The 22,929-nt window shown below is 61.0% G+C and carries 21 protein-coding genes; 6 read left to right on the top strand and 15 right to left on the bottom strand.

Features of this window, described 5'->3' with window-relative positions:
• Positions 1-51: 51 nt before the first annotated feature.
• A complete protein-coding gene (gene bipL, locus KHP07_RS11250; RefSeq protein ID WP_078050615.1) occupies positions 52-975 on the bottom strand; it encodes a phospholipase BipL in 924 nt (307 codons plus the stop codon).
• A gap of 99 nt (positions 976-1,074) precedes the next feature.
• Here bipL and KHP07_RS11245 point away from each other — a divergent pair, with 99 nt between their 5' ends.
• Positions 1,075-1,650, top strand: a complete 576-nt coding sequence (locus KHP07_RS11245) for a DUF6436 domain-containing protein (protein WP_214497196.1) — start codon at positions 1,075-1,077, stop codon at positions 1,648-1,650.
• Positions 1,651-1,681: 31 nt separating this feature from the next.
• Positions 1,682-4,036, top strand: a complete 2,355-nt coding sequence (locus tag KHP07_RS11240; RefSeq protein ID WP_214497195.1) for a penicillin acylase family protein — start codon at positions 1,682-1,684, stop codon at positions 4,034-4,036.
• Positions 4,037-4,164: 128 nt separating this feature from the next.
• Here the strand turns inward: KHP07_RS11240 and KHP07_RS11235 are convergent, their stop codons facing one another.
• A complete protein-coding gene (locus tag KHP07_RS11235) occupies positions 4,165-5,067 on the bottom strand; it encodes an AraC family transcriptional regulator (protein WP_078050618.1) in 903 nt (300 codons plus the stop codon).
• Positions 5,068-5,166: 99 nt separating this feature from the next.
• Between KHP07_RS11235 and KHP07_RS11230 the strand changes: the two genes are divergently transcribed.
• A complete protein-coding gene (locus KHP07_RS11230; protein WP_016973032.1) occupies positions 5,167-5,520 on the top strand; it encodes a carboxymuconolactone decarboxylase family protein in 354 nt (117 codons plus the stop codon).
• Here KHP07_RS11230 and KHP07_RS11225 read toward each other — a convergent pair.
• Complete coding sequence (locus tag KHP07_RS11225; protein ID WP_099493161.1) at positions 5,498-6,463, bottom strand: GlxA family transcriptional regulator; 966 nt, start codon at positions 6,461-6,463, stop codon at positions 5,498-5,500. The two genes, KHP07_RS11230 and KHP07_RS11225, sit on opposite strands and share 23 nt — an antisense overlap.
• Before the next feature lie 247 nt (positions 6,464-6,710).
• Between KHP07_RS11225 and KHP07_RS11220 the strand changes: the two genes are divergently transcribed.
• Entirely contained in the window at positions 6,711-7,352 is a 642-nt protein-coding gene (locus KHP07_RS11220) for an HD domain-containing protein (protein WP_214497194.1), read from the top strand.
• A gap of 131 nt (positions 7,353-7,483) precedes the next feature.
• On the opposite strand, the gene KHP07_RS11215 is transcribed toward KHP07_RS11220, so the two are convergent.
• The 7 genes from KHP07_RS11215 to KHP07_RS11185 all read right to left on the bottom strand — a co-directional run bounded on the left by KHP07_RS11215 (position 7,484) and on the right by KHP07_RS11185 (position 15,885).
• Positions 7,484-8,368 (bottom strand): ABC transporter permease subunit, encoded by an 885-nt coding sequence (locus tag KHP07_RS11215; protein WP_034116303.1) that lies wholly within the window; start codon positions 8,366-8,368, stop codon positions 7,484-7,486.
• On the bottom strand, positions 8,365-9,285 hold the full coding sequence (locus KHP07_RS11210; protein WP_078050621.1) for an ABC transporter permease subunit: 921 nt from the start codon (positions 9,283-9,285) through the stop codon (positions 8,365-8,367). Before KHP07_RS11210 ends, KHP07_RS11215 begins: the two co-directional genes overlap by 4 nt.
• Complete coding sequence (locus KHP07_RS11205; protein ID WP_003195240.1) at positions 9,282-10,424, bottom strand: ABC transporter ATP-binding protein; 1,143 nt, start codon at positions 10,422-10,424, stop codon at positions 9,282-9,284. The genes KHP07_RS11210 and KHP07_RS11205 overlap by 4 nt, the downstream gene beginning before the upstream one ends.
• A 68-nt stretch (positions 10,425-10,492) precedes the next feature.
• Entirely contained in the window at positions 10,493-11,587 is a 1,095-nt protein-coding gene (locus KHP07_RS11200) for a polyamine ABC transporter substrate-binding protein (protein ID WP_078050622.1), read from the bottom strand.
• A gap of 225 nt (positions 11,588-11,812) precedes the next feature.
• Complete coding sequence (locus KHP07_RS11195) at positions 11,813-12,907, bottom strand: polyamine ABC transporter substrate-binding protein (protein ID WP_078051003.1); 1,095 nt, start codon at positions 12,905-12,907, stop codon at positions 11,813-11,815.
• A 196-nt stretch (positions 12,908-13,103) separates the two neighbouring features.
• Entirely contained in the window at positions 13,104-14,468 is a 1,365-nt protein-coding gene (locus KHP07_RS11190; protein ID WP_099493165.1) for an aspartate aminotransferase family protein, read from the bottom strand.
• 58 nt (positions 14,469-14,526) lie between these two features.
• Positions 14,527-15,885, bottom strand: a complete 1,359-nt coding sequence (locus KHP07_RS11185) for a glutamine synthetase family protein (protein WP_065902296.1) — start codon at positions 15,883-15,885, stop codon at positions 14,527-14,529.
• Positions 15,886-16,483: 598 nt separating this feature from the next.
• Between KHP07_RS11185 and KHP07_RS11180 the strand changes: the two genes are divergently transcribed.
• Both KHP07_RS11180 and KHP07_RS11175 read left to right on the top strand, forming a co-directional pair.
• Positions 16,484-17,860: a glutamine synthetase family protein gene (locus KHP07_RS11180; protein WP_010207341.1), complete on the top strand. Its 1,377-nt coding sequence runs from the start codon at positions 16,484-16,486 to the stop codon at positions 17,858-17,860.
• A 259-nt stretch (positions 17,861-18,119) separates the two neighbouring features.
• Entirely contained in the window at positions 18,120-18,749 is a 630-nt protein-coding gene (locus KHP07_RS11175; protein ID WP_078050625.1) for a TetR/AcrR family transcriptional regulator, read from the top strand.
• A gap of 112 nt (positions 18,750-18,861) precedes the next feature.
• Here KHP07_RS11175 and KHP07_RS11170 read toward each other — a convergent pair whose 3' ends face one another.
• From KHP07_RS11170 to KHP07_RS11150, 5 genes are all read right to left on the bottom strand, one after another.
• A complete protein-coding gene (locus KHP07_RS11170) occupies positions 18,862-19,077 on the bottom strand; it encodes a TOBE domain-containing protein (RefSeq protein ID WP_003213899.1) in 216 nt (71 codons plus the stop codon).
• Positions 19,078-19,182: 105 nt separating this feature from the next.
• A complete protein-coding gene (gene ssuB, locus KHP07_RS11165; RefSeq protein WP_015886420.1) occupies positions 19,183-19,989 on the bottom strand; it encodes an aliphatic sulfonates ABC transporter ATP-binding protein in 807 nt (268 codons plus the stop codon).
• Positions 19,986-20,774 carry an aliphatic sulfonate ABC transporter permease SsuC gene (ssuC, locus tag KHP07_RS11160; RefSeq protein ID WP_078050626.1) on the bottom strand — a complete coding sequence of 263 codons (789 nt, stop codon included), beginning with the start codon at positions 20,772-20,774 and terminating at the stop codon, positions 19,986-19,988. The genes ssuB and ssuC overlap by 4 nt, the downstream gene beginning before the upstream one ends.
• A 9-nt stretch (positions 20,775-20,783) precedes the next feature.
• On the bottom strand, positions 20,784-21,932 hold the full coding sequence (ssuD, locus tag KHP07_RS11155) for an FMNH2-dependent alkanesulfonate monooxygenase (RefSeq protein WP_003176786.1): 1,149 nt from the start codon (positions 21,930-21,932) through the stop codon (positions 20,784-20,786).
• A 25-nt stretch (positions 21,933-21,957) separates the two neighbouring features.
• On the bottom strand, positions 21,958-22,926 hold the full coding sequence (locus tag KHP07_RS11150; RefSeq protein ID WP_100491916.1) for a sulfonate ABC transporter substrate-binding protein: 969 nt from the start codon (positions 22,924-22,926) through the stop codon (positions 21,958-21,960).
• Positions 22,927-22,929: the final 3 nt, after the last annotated feature.

The raw sequence follows: 22,929 nt of genomic DNA, 5'->3' as shown, positions 1-22,929 counted from the left end.
TTGCTGAACCACCGCTATCGGGGGCAAGCCCCCTCCCACATTTGGATTGTGTTACCGCAGGTGGTCAGTGAGATACCGGAAGTACTGCTCACGAATCTCCGGAATCTCATTGGCCAAGTGATGCCTGCCACGCGGCAACATCAACACCTCGGGCTGGTCGAACTTGCCGCGCAACACCTGCAGGTTGTGCTGCCAGTCCACCGTCATGTCTTCCTCACCTTGAATGATCACTGGCCGCCGGGCACTGCGCGGTGCAGCTTCGATGCGTTTGATCCAGCGCGCCAAGGCGCCCACCCATGCGGTCGGCAGTTGGCGCGGCTGCAGCGGGTCGGCTTCCAGGAACGGCTTGAACGCCGGATCGTGGGTGTTCTCGCTGAATCGCCGCGCAATGCCTTTGACGAACGGGCGCAACAGGTAATAGCTGACTTGCGACCAGCCCCAGGCCCGTGGCCGCACCAGGGGTGACAACAGGAAAGTCTTGCCTTGGGCCGGGCTGTCGGCGCCATGGTTGAGCAGGTGATCCACCACCACCGCGCCGCCGGTGCTTTGCCCGAACAGGTGCCAGGGTTGCGGCAGTTGCAGCGCTTGCGCCTGGGTGAACAGCGCATTCACCACCTGTTGATACACCGCAAAATCATCGATGCTGGCACGTACGCCACTGGACAGGCCGTGCCCCGGTAAATCGCAGGCTATCACCACGAAGCCCTGCTCCAGCGCCCACTTCACCACATGGCGGTACAGCCCCATGTGGTCGTAGAAGCCGTGGAACATGAACATCGTCGCCACCGGCGTGGTCGGCCACCACACCTGCGCCACCACCTCAAAACCTTCCACCTCGAAACGCCCCAGACGGCTTACGGCCTGGTCCAGACCGTAAAAACGCTGGTAGACCCGAGCCTCGGCGCTGAGCGGTTGCGCATCCACCAGGGGCCGCAGGCTTTCGCGCAGATGATCGGGGTCAAAGGTGACAGGCATAAAGGGTTCCAGACTGACGGCAAAGATGAATATCGAGCTGCGATATTCATCTGTCAGGACAAGCATGGCAAGCTACGCGACCTTCGAGGATACATCTGAATGCGACAGCCCTACCGCACCGCCCTGTTCGCCAGCCTGATCCTGGTTATCTGCGCCGGCGTGCTGTGGGCGGCGTATGACTGGTTCCAGGGCCGCTACCTGCGCGCCTTCAGCGAACACACGGCGGTGTTTTCCGGTGACCCACTCACACTGCCTGCCGACCTCGCCGGCCCCGGCCCGATCCGCCTGGTGCACTTCTGGGACCCGGCCTGCCCCTGCAACGTCGGCAACCAGCAGCACCTGGGTGAATTGATCGCGCAATATGCCCCCCAGGGCGTCGAGTTCTATGCCCTGCAAAAGCCCGGCAGCCGTGGCCAACTGCCCGACAACCTGCGCACGATGAAAACACTCACCGCCCTGCCCGGCGCCGACCAAGTGCCGGCCAGCCCGGCCGTGGGGATCTGGGATCGCAGCGGCAAGCTTGCGTATTTCGGGCCCTACAGCGAGGGCCTCACGTGCAACTCCAGTAACAGTTTTATCGAGCCGATCTTGAAAGCCCTTGAAGCAGGACGCGAGGTGAATGCCACGCACACCCTTGCGGTGGGCTGCTATTGTTCGTGGCCAAAAGGCTCGTAACTCGCCGCCCCACTCTTGGTAAGGAATGTTCATGAAGCGCGTCTTGCAGGTTCTCGCGGTTCTGGTGGTACTGGTCGCCCTTGGCGCCGGCGCGTACGTCTACAGCAAGCAACCCACCCGCCAGGGCACGGTGACCCTGGCCAACCTGCAAGGCTCGGTCACGGTGCGCTACGACGACCGGGGCGTGCCGCACATTCGTGCCGAGAACGAAACCGACCTGTACCGCGCCCTGGGCTATGTGCACGCCCAGGACCGCCTGTTCCAGATGGAGATCATGCGGCGCCTGGCCCGTGGCGAGCTGGCCGAGGTGCTCGGCCCCAAGGTGCTGGAGACCGACAAGCTGTTCCGCAGCCTGCGCATTCGCGACCGCGCGGCCACCTATGTGGCGCAGCTGGACCCTGAGTCGGCGCACTGGAAGGCCCTGCAGGCCTATCTGGACGGGATCAACCAGTATCAGTACAGCCACGCCCGCCCGATGGAGTTCGACGTGCTGGGCATCCCCAAGCGGCCGTTCACCGCCGAAGACACCATCAGTGTCGCCGGGTACATGGCCTACAGCTTTGCCGCCGCGTTTCGTACCGAGCCTTTGCTGACCTACGTACGCGACCAGTTGGGCAGCGACTACCTGAAAGTCTTCGACCTCGACTGGCAACCCAAGGGCGCCCTCAACCTGGCTGCCAGCGATTGGCAGACCCTCGGCGCCATTGCCTCGCTGAGCGAGCAGGCCCTGGCCGACAACGGCCTGCCACAGTTCGAAGGCAGCAACGCCTGGGCTATCAGCGGCAACCGCACCAAGAGCGGAAAACCGTTGCTGGCCGGTGACCCGCATATCCGTTTCTCGGTGCCGTCGGTATGGTACGAGGCGCAGCTGTCGGCGCCGGGGTTTGAGCTGTACGGCTACCACAATGCGCTGGTGCCGGTGGCGTTCCTGGGGCACAACCTGGACTTCGGCTGGAGCCTGACCATGTTCCAGAACGATGACCTCGACCTCATCGCCGAGAAGATCAACCCGGACAACCCCAACCAGGTTTGGTACCACGACCAGTGGGTCGACATGACCAGCACCGAGCAACAGATTGCGGTGAAGGGCCAGGCACCGGTGACATTGACCCTGCGCCAATCCCCCCACGGCCCGATCATCAATGACGTGCTGGGCGAAAACGCCGGCAAGACGCCGATTGCCATGTGGTGGGCGTTCCTCGACACCCAGAACCCGATCCTCGAAGGCTTCTACCAGCTCAACCGCGCCGACACCCTGGTCAAGGCGCGCGCAGCGGCAGCCAAAGTGTCTGCGCCTGGGTTGAACATCGTGTGGGCGAATGCCAAGGGTGATATCGGCTGGTGGGCGGCGGCGCAGTTACCGATCCGTCCGGCTGGGGTCAACGCCGGGTTTATCCTCGACGGCAGCAGCGCCCAGGCCGACAAGCTGGGCTTCTACCCCTTCAGCGCCAACCCGCAGGAAGAGAACCCGGCGCGCGGTTACGTGGTGTCGGCCAATGCCCAACCGGCCTCGCCTACCGGCATGGAGATCCCCGGCTATTACAACCTGGCCGACCGTGGCCAGCAGCTCAACGCGCAACTGAGCGACAAGAGCGTGAAGTGGGACGTGAACAACAGCCAGGCCTTGCAGCTGGGCACCACCACCGCTTTCGGCCCGCGCCTGCTGGCGCCGCTGTTGCCGCTGCTGCGTGAGGGGGTCAAGGACCCGGCGCAATTGAAACTGGTGGAGCAGCTTGCAAGCTGGAAGGGTGACTACCCGCTGGACTCCACCAGCGCCACGCTGTTCAACCAATTCCTGTTCAACCTGGCCGATGCCGCCTTCCATCCGAAGCTGGGCGACGCCATGTTCAAGACCCTGCTCAGCACCCGCGTGATCGACGCCGCGCTGCCACGCCTGGCCGCCGCGCCGGATTCGCCGTGGTGGGACGGCAAGCGTTCGCAAACCGTCAAGCTTGCCTGGGACAACAGCCTCGCGCACCTCAAGGCCACCTTCGGTGATGACCCGAGCCAATGGCAGTGGGGCAAGGCCCACACCCTGACCCACGGCCACCCGCTGGGCTCGCAGAAGCCGTTGGACCTGATCGTCAACGTCGGTCCGTTCCCGGCACCCGGCACCCATGAAGTGCCGAACAACCAGTCCGCCAACATCGGCCCGGCACCGTGGCCCGTCACCTACGGGCCTTCTACCCGCCGCCTGATCGACTTCGCCGACGTGGCCCACGCCCTGACCATCAACCCGGTCGGGCAAAGTGGCGTGCCGTTCGACAAGCACTATGGCGACCAGGCAGAGACCTACATCGAAGGCGGCTATGAGCAGGCGCATTTCAGCGATGAGGAAGTGACGGCGAATACGCGCAGCACCCTGAAACTGCTACCCGCCAGATGAGCGCCTGGAACTCGGTCAAACTGCGGGAGCGGGCTTGCTCGCGAATGCGGAGTGTCAGTCAATATACCCGCCACTGAACCACCGTATTCGCGAGCAAGCCCGCACACATTGGATATACGCTACAGCGGCTACCGTGCCCGCACCCGGCCCGGCGCCTCCCCATAGGTTTCCTTGAATTTCTTGCTGAACGCCGCCTGGGACTGGTAACCCACCTGGGCGGCGATATCCAACAGGCTCAGGCGTGACTGGCGCAGCAGGTTGAATGCCAACTCCATGCGCAACTGGGTCAGTAACACCCAGGGCGATACGCCCGCCACTTTTACAAACGCGCGCATGAACGTAGCGCGCGACATCGTCGCGGCGGTGGCCAGGCTGTCGATGGTCCAGTCGTGCCCGGGATCGGCCAGCATCGCCTGCCAGGCCTGGCTCAGGCGCTTGTCGGCGAGCAGCGCGAAGGTGCCGGCAACTGGCGCCTGGCGGTTCAGCCAGGCACGCAGGATCAGGGTGAACAGCGCTGAAGAGAGTGCATCGATAAACGAACGTGCGCCGATTTGTTCGCCGTCCGCTTCGCTGCGCAGCAACGCAATCAACGCAGCCAATTGACCATCGGCCTGCCATTCGCGGCTGGATACCACCAGGTACTCCGGCAACGCACCGAACAACAGCGATTGGCGGTTGTAGTGAAAGCTGCCGCAGAGCATGTCCACATCCGGCTGGTCACCGCCCAGGCGGTGCACCTTGAGTACGCCGCCTTCGATCACCCGAGGCTGCATCGGCCTGATCCTCGCGCCCTGGCTGCGCAGCAAGTGCGTGGCGCCACCAGGCATCAGCAGGATGTCACCCTCCTCCAGCGTCACCTGTTGCCCGCCCGACAATTGCGCGCGGCAGATACCACTGAGCACGATGTGATACGGCGCCACACCGAGATTCTCGGGCGCATGCTCCAGCGCCCAGTCGCCCTGGAACTGGCAACGCAAATCCAGGCTGCCGCGCAGGTTGGCCAGCGCGATAAGGGTGTCGATCGAATTCATTTGCGAGCATCGGTCAAAAAGATGAGCGGATTGAACAATAACGCCAACTTCAAACAGAACAGACTGGCTTCACACCCAACCTGTTGAGGAGTAACCGCAATGTTCAATAACTGGTCCGACTTGCTGCCTACCGTGAAGAAAGCTTTTGGCGCGCTGGGCAAGAGCAACCCGAAGATGGTCAAAGCCTACATGGCGCTGGGCGAGGCTGCCGAGGAAAACAACGTACTCGACGCCAAGACCCGTGAGCTGATTTCCATCGCCGTGGCCATCACCACCCGCTGCGACGGTTGCATCGGCGTGCATGCCGACGCCGCAATCAAGGCCGGCGCGACCCGCGAAGAGGTTGCCGCCACATTGGCCACCGCGATTTCGCTGAATGCCGGCGCGGCGTACATCTACTCGCTGCGCGCGCTGGAAGCCTACGACACGCTCAAACCGGCGCCGCAAAGTTAAGCCGGAACTGTTGCGGCGTCACACCCAGCCGGCGGTTGAACACACTGCGCATGTGCTGGGCGTCGCGAAAGCCGCATTGATAGGCCACGGTCTTGAGCGGTGCAGGGCTGCTTTCGAGCATCACCCGCGCCGCGTCCACCCGCGCCCGCTCGACAAACTCCGCCGGCGTGATCCGCGCCTCACGGGCAAACACCCGGGAGAAATTGCGTGCGCTCATGTTGGCCGCCTTGGCTAGGTCGGCAATGGTCAGGTCCCCGGTCAGGTTCGCCAACACGTACAACTGCACCAGCGCCACCGCCGATGTGGGTTCGGCGTGGGGCGTCAGAAACGGGCTGAACTGCGACTGCCCGCCCGAACGCTGGGTGAACACCACCAAGCGCTTGGCCACGCTCAACGCGACTTCCGGGCCGTGGTCCTGGGCCAGCAGGTACAACGAGAGGTCGATACCCGCCGTGACTCCCGCCGAGGTGTAGAGGTTGCCGTCCTGCACGTAGAGGCGGTCGGCCTCGACCTGGGCGGTGGGGCACAGGCGGGCCAGGTCGGCGGCATCGTTCCAGTGAGTGGTCACGGTTTTCCCATCCAGCAGCCCGGCGCGGGCCAGCATGAAGGCGCCGTTGCAGATCGAGCCGAAGCGCTGCGCACGGGCACTGGCGCCACGCAGCCAGTCATCGAACTCGGCGCCGAAGTCTTCGAAGGGCAACTGCGGGCCGCCGGCGACCAGCAGCAGGTCGTAGGCCTGAAGCGCTTCGCTGTAGTGCCGGTGGGCCTGCAATGACAGGCCGTTGGAAGCCGCCATGTTGCCGTGGCTGAAGCCGACAACTTCCAATTGGTAATGGTCTTGCGGCGGCAGAAAGCGGTTGGCTTCGCAGAAAACATCCATGGGGCCGGTCACATCCAGTGACTGGACGCCGGGGAAGATCAGGATGGCGACGGTTTTGCTCATGAGCAGGCACACCTTCTCTAACTGGATAAACACAGAACCCCTGTGGGAACTGGCTTGCCTGCGATGCAGACGCCTCGATCATTCAGGTATACCGAGTCGATGCTATCGCAGGCAAGCCAGCTCCCACATTTGACCGAGTACACCTTTGGCACGATGTACAACCACATTGGCCGGGATTGCTCCCTCGCCGCAATGGCCCCTTCGCTGGCACAAGACCAGACTGGAATCTTTCCAGAGGAGAACGACCATGAGCACCACCATCGCCGGCATCCAGATCCCGGACAGCGCACTGGCCAAGGCCACCACCGAATATATCCGCGACGTCGAATCCGACCTGCTCTACCACCATTCCCGCCGGGTGTTCCTGTTCGGTGCGTTGAGCGGTGAACGCAGGCAACTCGCCTATAACCCGGAACTGCTCTACGTCGGCGCGATGTTCCACGACCTGGGCCTGGTGGAAGGTCATCGCAGTGACAACGAACGCTTTGAAGTCGACGGCGCCAACGCGGCAGCCGCGTTCCTCAAGCCTTACGGGCTGACCGATGACGATATCGAACAGGTGTGGCTGTCCATCGCCCTGCACACCACGCCGGGTGTACCGCAGCATTTGCGCCCGACCGTGGCACTGGTAACCGCCGGTGTAGAGATGGACGTGCTGGGTATCGACTACGCCGCGTTCAGCACCGTGCAGCGCGAAGCCGTGGTGCATGCGCATCCACGCGGTGAAGGGTTCAAGGAGTGCATCATCTGCGCGTTTGCCGACGGCTTGCGCCATCGTCCGCAGACCACGTTTGGCAACGTGAAGACGGATGTGCTGGTGGATCAGGAGCCGGGGTTCAAGCCGATGAATTTTGTCGAGGTGATCCGCAAGTCTCCCTGGACTGCATAGTTGACCTGAAATGCAATCAACTGTGGGAGCTGGCTTGCCTGCGATGAGGCCCTGCCAGTCGACTCATCTGTCGACTGATAGACCGCTATCGCAGGCAAGCCAGCTCCCACTTCTTTACCGCATTCCGTCAGTTAGACCGGTGCAGGTGCCCGACGCTTGTCCGGCTGCTGCCAGCCATCGGCGGCGGCTTCTTCAATGGCTTGCTGGATGGCTTTCTTGCGGTGCTCTTCGGCACGGCGGCTGAAGAACCACACCAGGAACGTCACCAGCGACACCGCCAGCAGGATCAGGCTGGCCACGGCGTTGATCTCGGGTTTAACCCCAAGGCGCACCGCCGAGAACACTTCCATCGGCAAGGTGGTCGAGCCAGGGCCCGACACGAAACTTGCCAGTACCAAATCATCCAGCGACAGTGCGAACGACATCATGCCGCCCGCCGCCAGCGACGGCGCGATCATCGGAATGGTGATCAGGAAGAACACCTTCCACGGCCGCGCCCCCAGGTCCATCGCCGCCTCTTCGATCGACAGGTCCAGCTCACGCAGACGCGCCGACACCACCACCGCCACATACGCCGCACAGAAGGTGGTATGGGCGATCCAGATGGTGACGATGCCACGCTCCTGGGGCCAACCGATCATCTGCGCCATGGCCACGAACAGCAGCAACAGCGACAGCCCCGTGATCACTTCCGGCATGACCAGCGGCGCAGTCACCAGGCCGCCAAACAGCGTGCGGCCCTTGAACTGGCTGATGCGCGTCAGCACGAACGCCGCCAACGTACCCAGGGCCACTGCGGCCACCGCCGTGTAGCAGGCGATTTCCAGGGAGCGCGCCACCGAGCCCATCAACTGGGTGTTGTCCAGCAGGCCCACGTACCACTTGATCGACCAACCGCCCCACACCGTCACCAGTTTGGATTCGTTGAACGAGTAGATCACCAGGATCAGCATCGGCAGGTAGATGAACAACAACCCCGCCACCAGCATGAAACTCGAGAAACTGAAGCGCTTCATATCTTGCCCTCCATCTCTTTGGCTTGGCTGCGGTTGAACAGGATGATCGGCACGATCAGGATCGCCAGCATCACCACCGCCAAGGCAGAGGCCACCGGCCAGTCACGGTTGTTGAAGAATTCTTGCCACAACACTTTACCGATCATCAGGGTTTCCGGGCCGCCCAGCAGTTCCGGGATCACAAACTCACCCACCACCGGGATGAACACCAGCATGCAGCCGGCGATGATGCCGTTCTTGGACAGCGGCACGGTGATCTTCCAGAAACTGTTGAAGGTGCTCGAACCCAGGTCCGATGCAGCTTCCAGCAGGCTCTGGTCGTGCTTAACAAGGTTGGCGTACAGCGGCAGGATCATGAACGGCAGGTACGAATAGACCACGCCGATATACACCGCGATGTTGGTGTTGAGGATCTGCAGCGGCTCGTTGATCAACCCGATGGACATCAGGAAGCCATTGAGCAAACCGTTGTTGCTGAGAATGCCCATCCACGCATACACGCGGATCAAGATCGCGGTCCAGGTCGGCATCATGATCAGCAGCACCAGCACGGTCTGCATCTCTTTGCGCGCACTGGCGATGGCGTAGGCCATCGGGTAGCCGATCAACAGGCACAACACCGTGCTGAAGAACGCCATTTTCAGCGAGCCCAGGTACGCGGCGATATACAACTCGTCGTCGCCGAGCATCGCGTAGTTGGCCAGGTTGAGCACCAACTGCAGTTTCTGCTCAACGAAGGTGTAGATCTCGGTGTAGGGCGGGATCGCTACGTCGGCTTCGGCAAAGCTTATCTTCAGGACGATGAAGAACGGCAGCATGAAGAACAGGAACAGCCACAGGAAGGGAATGCCAATGACCGCATGACGGCCACTGGGCGTTATTCGTTGCAGGCGGCGCTTGAGCTTCTTCATGTTCATGAGCGAAGTACCACGCCGCTGTCGTCTTCCCACCATACGTACACCTGGTCACCCCAGGTCGGCCGCTGGCCACGGCGTTCGGCGTTGGCCACGAAGGACTGCACCAGCTTGCCGCTCGGCAGCTCCACGTAGAACACCGAGTGGCCGCCCAGGTAGGCGATGTCGTGCACCTTGCCGCTGGACCAGTTGTGCTCGCAGGTCGGCATTTCGGTGGTGACCAGCAGTTTTTCCGGGCGAATCGCGTAGGTCACCGACTTGTCTTCCACCGACGTGGCGATGCCGTAACCCACGTAGATGTCGCGGTCCAGGTCCGGGCACTTGAGCACCGCATGGCCTTCGGCGTCATCGACCACCTGGGTGTCGAAGATGTTGACGTTACCGATGAACTCGCACACCAGGCGGCTGGTAGGCGTTTCGTAGATGTCGATCGGGCTGCCGATCTGCGCGATCCAGCCCAGGTGCATGATCGCGATGCGCTCGGCCATGGTCATGGCCTCTTCCTGGTCGTGGGTCACCATCACGCAGGTCACGCCGACGCGCTCGATGATCTCCACCAGTTCCAGCTGCATCTGCGAACGCAGTTTCTTGTCGAGGGCGCCCATGGGCTCATCGAGCAGCAGCAGTTTCGGGCGCTTGGCCAGGGAACGGGCCAGGGCCACACGCTGGCGCTGGCCACCGGACAATTGGTGCGGCTTGCGCTTGGCGTACTGGCTCATCTGCACCAGCTTGAGCATCTCAGCCACGCGGGCGTCGACCTCGGCCTTGGGGATCTTGTCCTGTTGCAGGCCGAACGCGATGTTCTGCGCCACAGTCATGTGTGGGAACAAGGCGTAGGACTGGAACATCATGTTGATCGGCCGCTCATAGGGCGGCATGTCAGTGATGTCCACACCGTCGAGGTAGATGCGGCCCTCAGTCGGGCGCTCGAAACCTGCGAGCATGCGCAGCAAGGTGGACTTGCCCGAACCCGAACCGCCGAGCAAGGCGAAGATCTCGCCTTTCTTGATTTCCAGGGACACATCGTCCACGGCAATCGTCTCGTCGAACTTCTTCGTGACCCGGTCGATTTTGACCAGCACCTTTTTCGGTGTCTGGTCGCCCTCGAGGGCTTTCTTATAGGCGCCGGAGGCAACTGCCATTTACGAAACTCCCAGAAAAAAAAGAGTGCAGCGGACCCAATGCGGGCCTGCCTTGGATAGTTTGAGCCTTACTTGCCCGTCTTGACCTTGGTCCAGCTACGGGTCATCAAACGTTGCACTTTCGGGGGTAGCTCGAAGTTGACGAATGTCCTGTCGAGCACCGCCTGCGGTGGGTAAACCGCTTCGTCCGTGCGTATCGATTGCTTCATCAGTTTGTCCGCCCCTGGGTTAGGGTTAGCGTAACCGACGTAATCACTGACCTGAGCGATCACCTCAGGTTGCAGCAAATAGTTGATGAAGGCGTGGGCCTCTTTGACGTTGGTCGCATCCTTGGGGATAGCCAGCACGTCGAACCACAGGTTGCCGCCTTCTTTCGGGATCGCGTAGGCGATGTTCACGCCTTTGCCCGCTTCAGCCGCACGGGCCTTGGCCTGGAACACATCGCCAGAGAAGCCTGCCGCCACGCAGATGTTGCCGTTGGCCAGGTCCGAGATGTATTTGGATGAATGGAAGTAGGTCACGTAGGGCCGCACTTTGAGCAGCTTCTCTTCGGCCTTCTTGTAGTCTTCGGGGTTGGTACTGTTGGGGTTCAGGCCCATGTAGTTGAGCACCGCCGGCAGCATTTCATCCGCCGAGTCCATGAACGACACGCCGCACGTCGCCAGCTTCTTCATATTCTCAGGCTCGAACAGCACCGCCCAGGAGTCGATATGGTCGACGCCCAGCACTTCCTTCACTTTATCGACGTTGTAACCAATGCCGTTGGTGCCCCACAGGTACGGCACGGCGTACTGGTTGCCCGGGTCATTCTTTTCCAGGCGCTTGAGCAGCACCGGGTCGAGGTTGGCGTAGTGGGTCAGCAACGACTTGTCGAGCTTCTGGAACGCCCCGGCCTTGATCTGCTTGCCGAGGAAGTGGTTGGACGGCACCACCACGTCGTAACCGGTACGCCCGGCCAGCAGCTTGCCTTCCAGGGTTTCGTTGGAGTCAAACACGTCATACACGGGCTTGATGCCGCTGGCCTTTTCGAAGTTGGCCAGGGTGTCGTCGCCGATGTAATCCGACCAGTTATAAATATGCACGGTCGGTGCGGCCTGTACGCTCAACGTGAGCGTGATACCTGCACCCACCAGCATGGCTTTGCGAAATAAAGAAATTGGCAAGTGGAGGTCCTCTTAAATAGTTGGGCCCAAAGTTGTTGCCCGGCAACAAAACCGGCGCGCAACTTACCCTCGATAAACCGATCCGGCAAAACTTTCTGTCATTTAATGTGTTGGCGCTGGTGTATGTGGGAGCGGGCTTGCTCGCGAAGGCGGTGTGTCAGCCAGCATCTGTATCAACTGATACACCGCTTTCGCGAGCAAGCCCGCTCCCACAGGTATTACGGTTTACTTACCCGATTTGATCTTGGTCCAGCTGCGTGTCATTTCACGCTGGGTCGCAGCCGGCAGGTCGGCAATGGCGTAGAGCTTGGCTTGCACGTCCGCTGGCGGGTAGATGCCTGGGTCGCTGGTGATGTCTTTGTCGACCAGTGCAGTGGCTTTCTCGTTACCGTTCGGGAACCGTACGCTGTTGGTGATCGACGCCATGACGTCCGGCTTCAACAGGTAGTTCATGAACTTGTAGGCTGCGTCGACGTTTTCGGCATCTTTAGGGATGGCGACCATGTCGAAGAAGCTACCAGCGCCTTCTTTCGGAATGTCGTAGGCGACCTTGACCTTGCCACCCGCTTCAGCAGCACGAGACTTGGCCTGCTGGATGTCACCCGAGTAACCCACGGCTACGCAGATATTGCCGTTGGCCAGGTCGGAGATGTACTTGGACGAGTGGAAGTAGCCGATCGATGGACGGATCTTGAGGAACAGCGCTTCGGCCTGCTTGAGGTCGTCTTTCTTCTGGCTGTCGGTCGGCAGGCCCAGGTAGTGCAGCGCGATCGGCAGCATCTCGGTTGGCGAATCGAGGAAGCTCACGCCGCAGCTTTTCAGCTTGGCGATGTTCTCGGGCTTGAGCAGCACGTCCCAGGAATCGATCTTGTCCACGCCCAGCGCGGCCTTGACCTTCTCCGGGTTGTAGCCGATGCCGATCGAGCCCCACATGTACGGGAAGGCGTGCTTGTTGTCCGGGTCGCTGACCGACACGGCTTTAAGCAGGGATTTGTTCAGGTTGTCGTAGTTGGACAGCTTGGACTTGTCCAGCTCCTGGTAGACACCGGCCTTGATCTGCTTGGCGAGGAAGTTGTTCGACGGTACGACGATGTCGTAGCCGGACTTGCCTGCCAGCAACTTGGCTTCCAGGGTTTCGTTGCTGTCGAAAACGTCGTACACCACTTTGATGCCCGACTCTTTTTCAAAGTTGGCGATGGTGTCCGGTGCAATGTAGTCGGACCAGTTGTAGACGTGCAGCACTTTATCGTCGGCCTGGGCCGCGCCCGCCATTGCGCCCATCAGGGACAAGGCGAGGAGGGTCTTGCCAGCGTTCTTCAAACCTAATGCCTTCATTTGGTGATGCTCCAATTTTTTCTTTTTTGGGCCACAAGCTTTATATGTTTCGAGGCCCAGCCAAAGGGCAACAAAACAGGGCGACAGTCTGGCAAGTTCCGAGGCCGGCTTTCAACCAATGCCTCATTTATAACTGCTCAGGACGCGGCGCCCGAAAGCCGCTGCGTCCTGAGCCTAGCACTTAGCCCTGCAATGCCGCCAAAGTCAGGTCCAGGCATTGCCGAGCCTTGGTGACCAGCTCGTCGATTTCAGCCTTGCTGATCACCAGTGGCGGCGAAATGATCATGGTGTCGCCCACGGCGCGCATGATCAGGCCATTCTCGAAGCAAAAGGTGCGGCAGATCATGCCAACGCCCTTGCCTTCGTAACGCTTGCGCGTCGCCTTGTCCTGGACCAATTCGATCGCACCGAGCATGCCGACACCACGCACTTCACCCACCAGAGGGTGATCAGCCAGCTCCCTCAGACGTTTCTGCAAATAGGGTGCCGTTTCGTCGTGCACACGCTTAACAATTTGCTCGTCGCGCATGATGCGGATGTTTTCCAGCGCCACTGCAGCGGCCACCGGGTGACCGGAGTAGGTGAAGCCGTGGTTGAAATCACCCCCTTCATTGAGGACGTCCACCACTTCATCGCGCACGATCAGGCCGCCCATGGGGATGTAACCCGAGGTCAGGCCCTTGGCAATGGTCATCATGTGCGGCTTGAGGTCGTAGAAATCGCTGCCGAACCACTCGCCGGTACGGCCGAAACCGCAGATCACTTCGTCGGCGATAAACAGGATGTCGTACTTGGCGAGGATTTCCTTGATGCGCGGCCAGTAGGTGGCGGGTGGCACGATCACGCCACCGGCACCCTGGATCGGCTCGGCAATGAAGGCACCGACGTTGTCCACGCCCAATTCCAGGATCTTCTCTTCCAGCTGGTTGGCCGCCCACACGCCGAATTCTTCCGGGCTCATGTCGCCGCCTTCGCCAAACCAGTATGGCTGGGCGATGTGGGTGATGCCCGGGATCGGCAGGTCGCCCTGCTCGTGCATGTACGTCATGCCGCCCAGGCTGGCGCCGGCCACGGTGGAACCGTGGTAGCCATTCTTGCGGCTGATGATGGTTTTTTTGTTCGGCTGGCCCTTGATCGCCCAGTAGTGGCGGACCATGCGCAACATGGTGTCGTTGCCTTCGGAACCCGAACCGGTGAAGAACACGTGGTTCATGCCGGCAGGCGCGATGTCGGAAATGGCCTTGGCCAGCTCCAGCACCGGCGGGTGAGCGGTCTGGAAGAACAGGTTGTAGTACGGCAGTTCTTTCATCTGCTTGGCGGCGGCGTCAGCCAGTTCATCGCGACCGTAACCGATCGCCACGCACCACAGGCCGGCCATGCCGTCGAGGATCTTGTTGCCTTCGCTGTCCCACAGGTAAACGCCGTGGGCTTTGGTGATGATCCGTGGGCCTTTCTCTTTCAATTGCTTGAAGTCGCTGAACGGCGCCAGGTGGTGATCACTGCTCAAGGCTTGCCATTCACGGGTTTGCGGGTTGTTGCTGGACATACCAATCTCCTAGACTTTTCAGGTGAGGGCGCGCCTTTCCTACGACGCGCCCGGCGCATCAGACGGCGAAGAGCAGGAATTCCCGCTCCCACGAACTGATCACGCGCTTGAAGTTTTCATGCTCGGCCCGCTTGACCGCGACGTAACCTGTGATGAATTTCTGACCCAGGTATTTCTCGATGGTCTTGCTGTTTTCCATGCGTTCCAGGGCGTCTTCGATGGTCAACGGCAGGCGCAGGTTGCGTCGCTCGTAACCACGGCCCACCACCGGCGCGCTCGGGTTGTGGCCTTCGACCATGCCGATGTAGCCACACAGCAGGCTGGCGGCAATCGCCAGGTACGGGTTGGCATCGGCACCCGGCAGGCGGTTTTCCACACGACGGTTCTGCGGGCCGGCGTCCGGTACGCGCAGGCCGACAGTGCGGTTTTCCTCGCCCCATTCCACGTTGACCGGCGCCGAAGTGTCGGGCAGGAAGCGGCGGAACGAGTTCACGTTGGGGGCAAACAATGGCAGCAATTCAGGGATAAATTTCTGCAGGCCGCCAATGTGGTTGAGGAACAGCTGGCTCATGGTCCCGTCTTCATTGGAGAAGACGTTCTTGCCGGTGGCAATGTCGATGATGCTCTGGTGCAGGTGCATCGCACTGCCAGGCTCACCGGTCATGGGCTTGGCCATGAACGTTGCGGCCACATCGTGCTTGAGCGCGGCTTCACGCATGGTGCGCTTGAACACCAGGATCTGGTCGGCCAGGGACAGTGCATCGCCGTGACGGAAGTTGATTTCCATCTGCGCCGTGCCGTCTTCGTGGATGAGGGTATCGAGGTCCAGCTCCTGCAGTTCGCACCAGTCGTAGACGTCTTCGAACAGCGGGTCGAATTCGTTGGCCGCTTCTATAGAGAAGGACTGGCGACCGGTTTCCGGGCGGCCAGAACGGCCAATCGGCGGTTGCAGCGGGAAGTCCGGGTCTTCGCAGCGCTTGGTCAGGTAGAACTCCATCTCCGGCGCCACGATGGGCTGCCAGCCTCTGTCGGCGTAGAGCTTGAGGACTTTCTTGAGCACGTTGCGCGGCGACAGCTCGATCGGGTTGCCTTGCTTGTCGTAGGTGTCGTGGATCACCTGGGCGGTCGGCTCAATGGCCCAGGGCACCAGGAATACCGCGTTCTGGTCGGGACGGCAGATCATGTCGATGTCGGCCGGGTCGAGCAATTCGTAATAAATGTCGTCTTCGACATAGTCGCCGGTCACGGTCTGCAACAGAACGCTCTCGGGAAGGCGCATGCCTTTTTCAGCGATGAACTTGTTGGTCGGCGAGATCTTGCCCCGGGTGATGCCGGTGAGGTCGCCAATCATGCATTCGACTTCTGTGATCTTGTGGTCTTTCAACCAATCGGTGAGCTGGTCGAGGTTGTTACTCATAAATGCCTCTGGGCTGGGTTTCCTGGCATCCATTAAAGGCCAGGCGTTGGTTGACGCAGCATCCGCGTCGTTTTTTTCATTCAGGGTAGGAGCTTACCTGCCATTTGCTGCAGCGTTGCATTCCTCACGCCAAAGTTGTGTGCAATCTTGAGCAGCACACGGGTCGGGCGTGTTTCAAAGGCATGCGAGGAGGCAAAAAAGAGGTTGGACCGGGCGTCAAGAATATTGGCCGGGCCACGCGCTATCACGCGGGAGGAATATATGGGTGACACAGCCTGACTGAAGCAGGCCAAGACGCCGTTGGGCGGCAGGAGACACATGAAGCACCCCGGTATTATTGCTGTTATGGGTTTGAATCGAGCTTAGCCTTGTTCATTTTTTTACACAACACCCCCGTAAAAAATACAACACGGCCCGCTCAAGCCTGCTAGTCCCAAGCCCTCCAAACCCAAAAAACCGCCCCAAAAAGCCCCAAAAAAGCCCTCGTGGCGCTTTTTTAGGGCAAAAAAGGCCTCGCTTGACTTCGGCATGCCGTTCGGGTTGACTGAAACCAGAAAAGATCAATGATTGATATTTTTAACAACAAAGGTGTTGCATCATGTCGGTACCCCCGCGTGCCGTTCAGCTTAACGAAGCGAACGCGTTCCTTAAGGATCATCCTGAGGTTCTGTACGTAGACCTTCTAATTGCGGATATGAATGGTGTGGTGCGCGGCAAGCGCATCGAACGCACCAGCCTCCACAAGGTTTACGAGAAGGGCATTAACCTGCCTGCCTCTTTATTTGCCCTGGATATCAACGGCTCTACGGTGGAAAGCACCGGCCTGGGCCTGGACATCGGTGATGCTGACCGAATCTGTTATCCAATCCCCGACACCCTGTGCAATGAACCTTGGCAAAAGCGCCCTACTGCGCAATTGCTGATGACCATGCACGAACTTGAAGGTGAACCTTTCTTCGCCGATCCGCGCGAAGTGCTCCGCCAAGTTGTAAGCAAATTTGACGACCTCGGTCTGACCATCTGCGCCGCCTTCGAGCTTGAGTTCTACCTGATCGACCAGGAGAACGTGAACGGCCGCCCACAACCGCCCCGCTCGCCGATCTCCGGCAAACGCCCGCACTCGACACAGGTCTACCTGATCGACGACCTCGACGAATACGTCGACTGCCTCCAGGACATTCTGGAAGGTGCCAAAGAGCAAGGCATCCCGGCCGACGCCATCGTCAAGGAAAGTGCTCCGGCGCAGTTCGAAGTGAACCTGCACCACGTGGCCGACCCGATCAAGGCCTGCGACTACGCGGTACTGCTCAAGCGCCTGATCAAGAACATCGCCTACGACCATGAAATGGACACCACCTTCATGGCCAAGCCTTACCCAGGCCAGGCAGGCAACGGTTTGCACGTGCACATTTCGATCCTGGACAAAGACGGCAAGAACATCTTTGCCAGCGAGGATCCCGAGCAGAACGCCGCACTGCGTCACGCGATCGGCGGTGTGCTCGAGACCCTACCCGCTCAAATGGCGTTCCTGTGCCCCAACGTCAACTCCTACCGCCGTTTCGGCGCACAGTTCTACGTGCCGAACTCGCCGTGCTGGGGCCTGGACAACCGCACCGTGGCGATTCGCGTACCGACCGGCTCGTCCGATGCGGTCCGTATCGAACACCGCGTTGCCGGTGCCGACGCCAACCCTTACCTGCTGATGGCTTCGGTCCTGGCAGGCGTGCACCACGGCCTGACCAATAAGATCGAGCCTAATGCACCGGTGGAAGGCAACAGCTACGAGCAAAACGAGCAAAGCCTGCCGAACAACCTGCGCGATGCATTGCGCGAGTTGGACGACAGTGAGGTGATGGCCAAGTACATCGATCCTAAATACATCGATATCTTCGTCGCCTGTAAGGAAAGTGAGCTGGAAGAGTTTGAACACTCCATCTCCGACCTTGAGTACAACTGGTACTTGCATACCGTGTAAGCGGTTGCTGCCGTAACTGCGGTGAGCGGGCTTGCTGTGGTGAGCGGGCTTGCCCCGCGCTGGGTGGCGAAGCCGCCCTAAAACCAGACGCCGCATTCTGCCTGCCAGAATGCGGCGTTTTTATTGGGGCCGCTTCGCAGCCCAGCGCGGGGCAAGCCCGCTCACCACAGCAAGCCCGCTCACCACAAAAGCCTCCGCCCTAGGTATGGATCCTCCCCAGGCTCTGCGTACAATGCCCCCTGCCTTGTAGGAGACTTCCATGACCACCCGCCCCGCCGCCCCTCGCAAACCCCGCGCCCGCAGCCAGGCCCGGATCGACGCGATCCTCGACGCCGCCCGCACCTTGCTGGCCGCCGAAGGCGTGGCAGGTTTGTCGATCTACAGCGTGGCCGAGCGTGCGCAGATTCCACCGTCATCGGTGTATCACTTCTTCGCCAGCGTACCGGCCTTGCTGGAGGCACTCACGGCAGACGTCCACGCGGCCTTCCGGGCAGCGATCCAGGCACCCATCGAGCACGAGTCACTCAAGCACTGGCGCGACCTGTCCTGCATCGTCGAGCAACGCATGCTCGCCATCTACGACCAGGATGCCGCCGCACGCCAGTTGATCCTGGCCCAGCACGGGCTCACTGAAGTGACCCAGGCGGATCGCCAGCATGATCTGGAGTTGGGGAACTTGATGCTGGAGGTGTTCAATCGCCACTTTGAAGTGCCGACACTGCCCAGCGATGTAGACGTGTTTGCCCTGGCGTTGGAACTGAGCGACCGCGTGTATGCGCGCTCGGTGCATCAGCATGGGCTGATCACACCGCGCATGGCGGATGAAGGGATGCGGGTGTTTGACGCGTATGTGGGGCTTTATTTGCCGCCCTATCTGCCCAAGCGTTGATTCTTGGGTGACAGGGATGGCCTCATCGGGGGCAAGCCCCCTCCCACATGTTGACCGCGCCGCCTATCAAATGTGGGAGGGGGCTTGCCCCCGATGGCGACCTCAAGAACGATCACAACTTGGCAATCGATACCTCGGTGGATTTAACGAAGGCAATCACTTCGCTGCCAATCACCAGCTCCAGCTCTTTGACCGAACGGGTGGTGATCACGGACGTCACGATGCCGGACGCCGTCTGCACGTCGATTTCCGACAGCACGTCGCCTTCGACGATTTCCTTGATGGTGCCTTTGAACTGGTTACGCACGTTGATGGCTTTAATAGTCATACGATTTCTCCTCGGGTCGAAATAGCTGCAAGTTGTTAGCTATAAGCTGCAAGTAAAAGCGCATTGCTTTCCCTTACAGCTTGAGGCTGGAAGCTTGCCGCTGCTTTATTGCGCCCAACGCAGTTGCGTAGGCAGCGGTGAAACAGGTTCGGGTTCCGGCGGTGTGCCGGGCAACGACAGCACACGGTTGAGCACTTCGGCTTCCAGCGCGGCCAAGCGATGCGAGCCCCGGGCACGCGGGCGCGGTAGGTCGACGATGAGGTCCAGGCCGATTTCGCCGTCTTCAATCAGGATGACGCGGTCGGCAATCGCCACGGCTTCGCTGACGTCGTGGGTCACCAGCAACACGGTGAAACCGTGCTTCTGCCACAGGTTTTCGATCAGTTGCTGCATCTCGATGCGGGTCAGGGCATCCAGTGCGCCCAGCGGCTCATCCAGCAGCAGCAAACGCGGTTGGTGGATCAACGCACGGGCCAGGGCCACGCGTTGCTTCTGCCCGCCGGACAGCGCCGCTGGCCATTCATTGGCGCGTTCGGCCAGGCCGACCGCTTCCAGGGCTTCCAGCGCCTTGGGGCGCCAGTTGCCTTTAAGGCCCAGCCCAACGTTGTCGATGATCTTTTTCCACGGCAGCAAGCGCGCTTCCTGGAACATCAACCGCGTGTCTTCAATAGCTTCGCTCAAGGGTGCGGAACCGGCCAACAGCTCGCCGCCGCTGGCCTTGTCCAGGCCGGCCAGCAGGCGCAGCAAGGTGCTTTTACCGCAACCACTGCGACCGACCACCGCGACGAATTGGCCAGCCGGAATGTGCAGGTCGATGTCCTTGAGCACTTCGCGCGCGCCAAAGGCCTTGCGCAACTTGCGCACCGCCAGGGGAATGCCCTTGAGCAGGCGCGGGGGTTGTTGAGCTGTCATGCCGCACCTCCTTTGTTCACTTGATACGCCGGGTGCCAGCGCAGCCACACACGCTCCAGACCGCGAGCGGCCAGGTCGGCGAGTTTGCCGAGGATGGCGTACATGACGATGGCCAACACCACCACATCGGTTTGCAGGAATTCACGGGCGTTCATCGCCAGGTAGCCGATGCCCGAACTGGCGGAGATGGTTTCCGCCACGATCAGCGTCAGCCACATGAAGCCCAGGGCAAAGCGCACGCCCACCAGGATCGACGGCAGCGCGCCCGGCAGGATCACCTGGCGGAACAGGCTGAACCCGGACAAGCCATAACTGCGCGACATTTCCACCAGTGCCGGATCAACATTGCGGATGCCGTGATAGGTGTTGAGGTAGATCGGGAACAGCGTGCCGAGGGCGACCAGGAAAATCTTCGCCGTCTCGTCAATGCCGAACCACAGGATCACCAGGGGAATCAGCGCCAAGTGCGGCACGTTACGGATCATCTGCACCGAGCTGTCCAGCAGGCGTTCGCCCCACTTCGACAGGCCGGTGATAAAGCCCAGTGCCAGGCCGATGCTGCCACCGATCAGGAAACCCAGGCCGGCACGCCAGCCGCTGATGGCCAGGTGGGTCCAGATTTCGCCGCTGGCGACCAGGTTGATGCCGGCTTCAATCACTGCGCTGGGGGCCGGCAGGATCCGGGTGGACAACCAGCCCGCCGACACCGACAACTGCCACACCGCCAGCAATAGAACCGGCAGTACCCAGGGCGCCACACGGTGGCTTAGTTTTTCATAGTTCATGGCGCTGCCTCAGCTCTGTGACGCAGCTTTGGGAAGGATGTCGTTGGCGACCATCTCGCCGAACGGGCTCACGTAGCCGGCGCTTTTCGGCAGCTCGGGACGTTCGATATCCAAGTGGGGGAACAGCAGCTCCGCGACGCGATACGACTCTTCCAAGTGTGGATAACCGGAGAAGATAAAGGTGTCGATGCCCAGCGCTGCGTACTCCTTCACGCGTGCTGCTACGGTTGGGCCATCGCCCACCAGCGCGGTGCCGGCACCGCCACGCACCAGCCCGACGCCGGCCCACAGGTTGGGGCTGACTTCGAGGTTGTCACGGTTGCCACCATGCAAGGCAGCCATGCGTTGCTGGCCGACGGAATCGAAACGCGCCAGGGAGGCCTGGGCACGGGCGATGGTGTCGTCGTCCAGATGGGAGATCAGTTTGTCGGCGGCTTTCCACGCTTCATCGTTGGTTTCACGCACGATGACATGCAGGCGAATACCGAAGCGCACGGTGCGCCCGAGTTTCGCGGCCTTGGCGCGCACCTGTTCGATTTTCTCCGCGACGGCCGCCGGCGGCTCGCCCCAGGTCAGCACCATTTCCACCTGTTCGGCTGCCAGGTCCTGGGCCGCTTCGGAAGAACCGCCGAAGTACAGCGGTGGACGCGGCTGCTGGATCGGCGGGTAAAGCAACTTGGCGCCTTTGACGCTGATGTGTTCGCCGTCGTAGTCCACGGTTTCGCCTTCCAGCACACGGCGCCAGATACGGGTGAATTCCACCGAGGCCTGGTAGCGCTCTTCATGGCTGAGGAACAAGCCATCGCCGGCCAGTTCCTCCGGATCACCCCCGGTGACCAGGTTGAACAGCGCACGGCCACCGGACAAGCGGTCAAGGGTCGCAGCCTGGCGCGCCGCTACCGTCGGGGAAATGATCCCGGGGCGCAGCGCGACTAGGAATTTCAGACGCTGGGTCACGGGGATCAGCGAGGCGGCCACCAGCCACGAATCTTCGCAAGAGCGCCCGGTGGGAATCAGTACCCCGCCGAAACCCAGACGGTCAGCGGCTTGGGCCACTTGCTGCAGGTAACCGTGGTCAACGGCGCGAGCGCCTTCGGCGGTGCCAAGGTAATGGCCGTCGCCGTGGGTAGGCAGGAACCAGAAAATATTGAGGCTCATGGAGTTGTCTCCTGAAGAAGTCGGATTACGGCGCTTTGGCCACGGCGGCGGGTGGCGTCCAGATCACGTCCTTGATGTTCAAGGGCTTGGGGATCAATTTGAGTTGGTAGAAGCTGTCGGCGATTTTCTGCTGGGCCGCCACCACTTCCGGGGTCAGGAACAGTGCACCGTAGCCTTGGCGTTTCACCGAGGTCAGGGTGATGTCAGCCGGCAGACCGAGCAGCGGCGCTACTTGTTCAGTCACTTCCTGTGGGTTGGCCTTGGACCATTCGCCCACGGCGCGCACTTCTTCGATCAGGGCCTTGACCACTTCCGGATGCTTTTCAGCGTACGGCTTGGTTGCCAAGTAGAACTGATGGTTATCGGCAATGCCGGTGCCGTCACGCAGGGTGCGGGCTTGCAGTTGTTTCTCGGCGGCGGCCTGATACGGATCCCAGATCACCCAGGCATCCACGCTGCCACGTTCGAAGGCGGCGCGGGCATCGGCGGGCGGCAGGAACACGGTCTGCACGTCGGTGTATTTCAGGCCGGCATCTTCCAGGGCACGTACCAACAGGTAGTGCACGTTGGAGCCTTTGTTGAGCACGACTTTCTTGCCTTTGAGCTCGGCCACGGATTTGATCGGCGAATCTTTCGGCACCAGGATCGCTTCGCTGGTCGGTGCTGGCGGCTCGTAGGCCACGTAGACCAGGTCGGCGCCGGCTGCCTGGGCGAAGACCGGCGGGGTTTCGCCTGTGACGCCGAAGTCGATCGAGCCGACGTTCAGGCCTTCAAGCAATTGCGGGCCGCCCGGAAACTCGGTCCACTGGACATTGACGCCCTGGGCCGCCAGGCGTTTTTCCAGGGTGCCCTTGGCCTTGAGCAGCACCAGCGTGCCGTACTTCTGATACCCGATCCGCAGGGTCTCGGCCGCTTGAGCTTGAACAATGGCGCCGAAGGACACAGCCGCAGCAAACAGTGCGACCAGACCACGACGCAAGATGACAGTGCGCATGGC

It is taken from the genome of Pseudomonas sp. VS40 (genome assembly GCF_018587885.1).
In the GTDB taxonomy this organism is placed as follows: Bacteria; Pseudomonadota; Gammaproteobacteria; order Pseudomonadales; family Pseudomonadaceae; genus Aquipseudomonas; species Aquipseudomonas pergaminensis.
The sequence above is the reverse complement of the archived record's forward strand: the minus strand, read 5'-3'. Positions and strand labels throughout refer to the sequence as shown.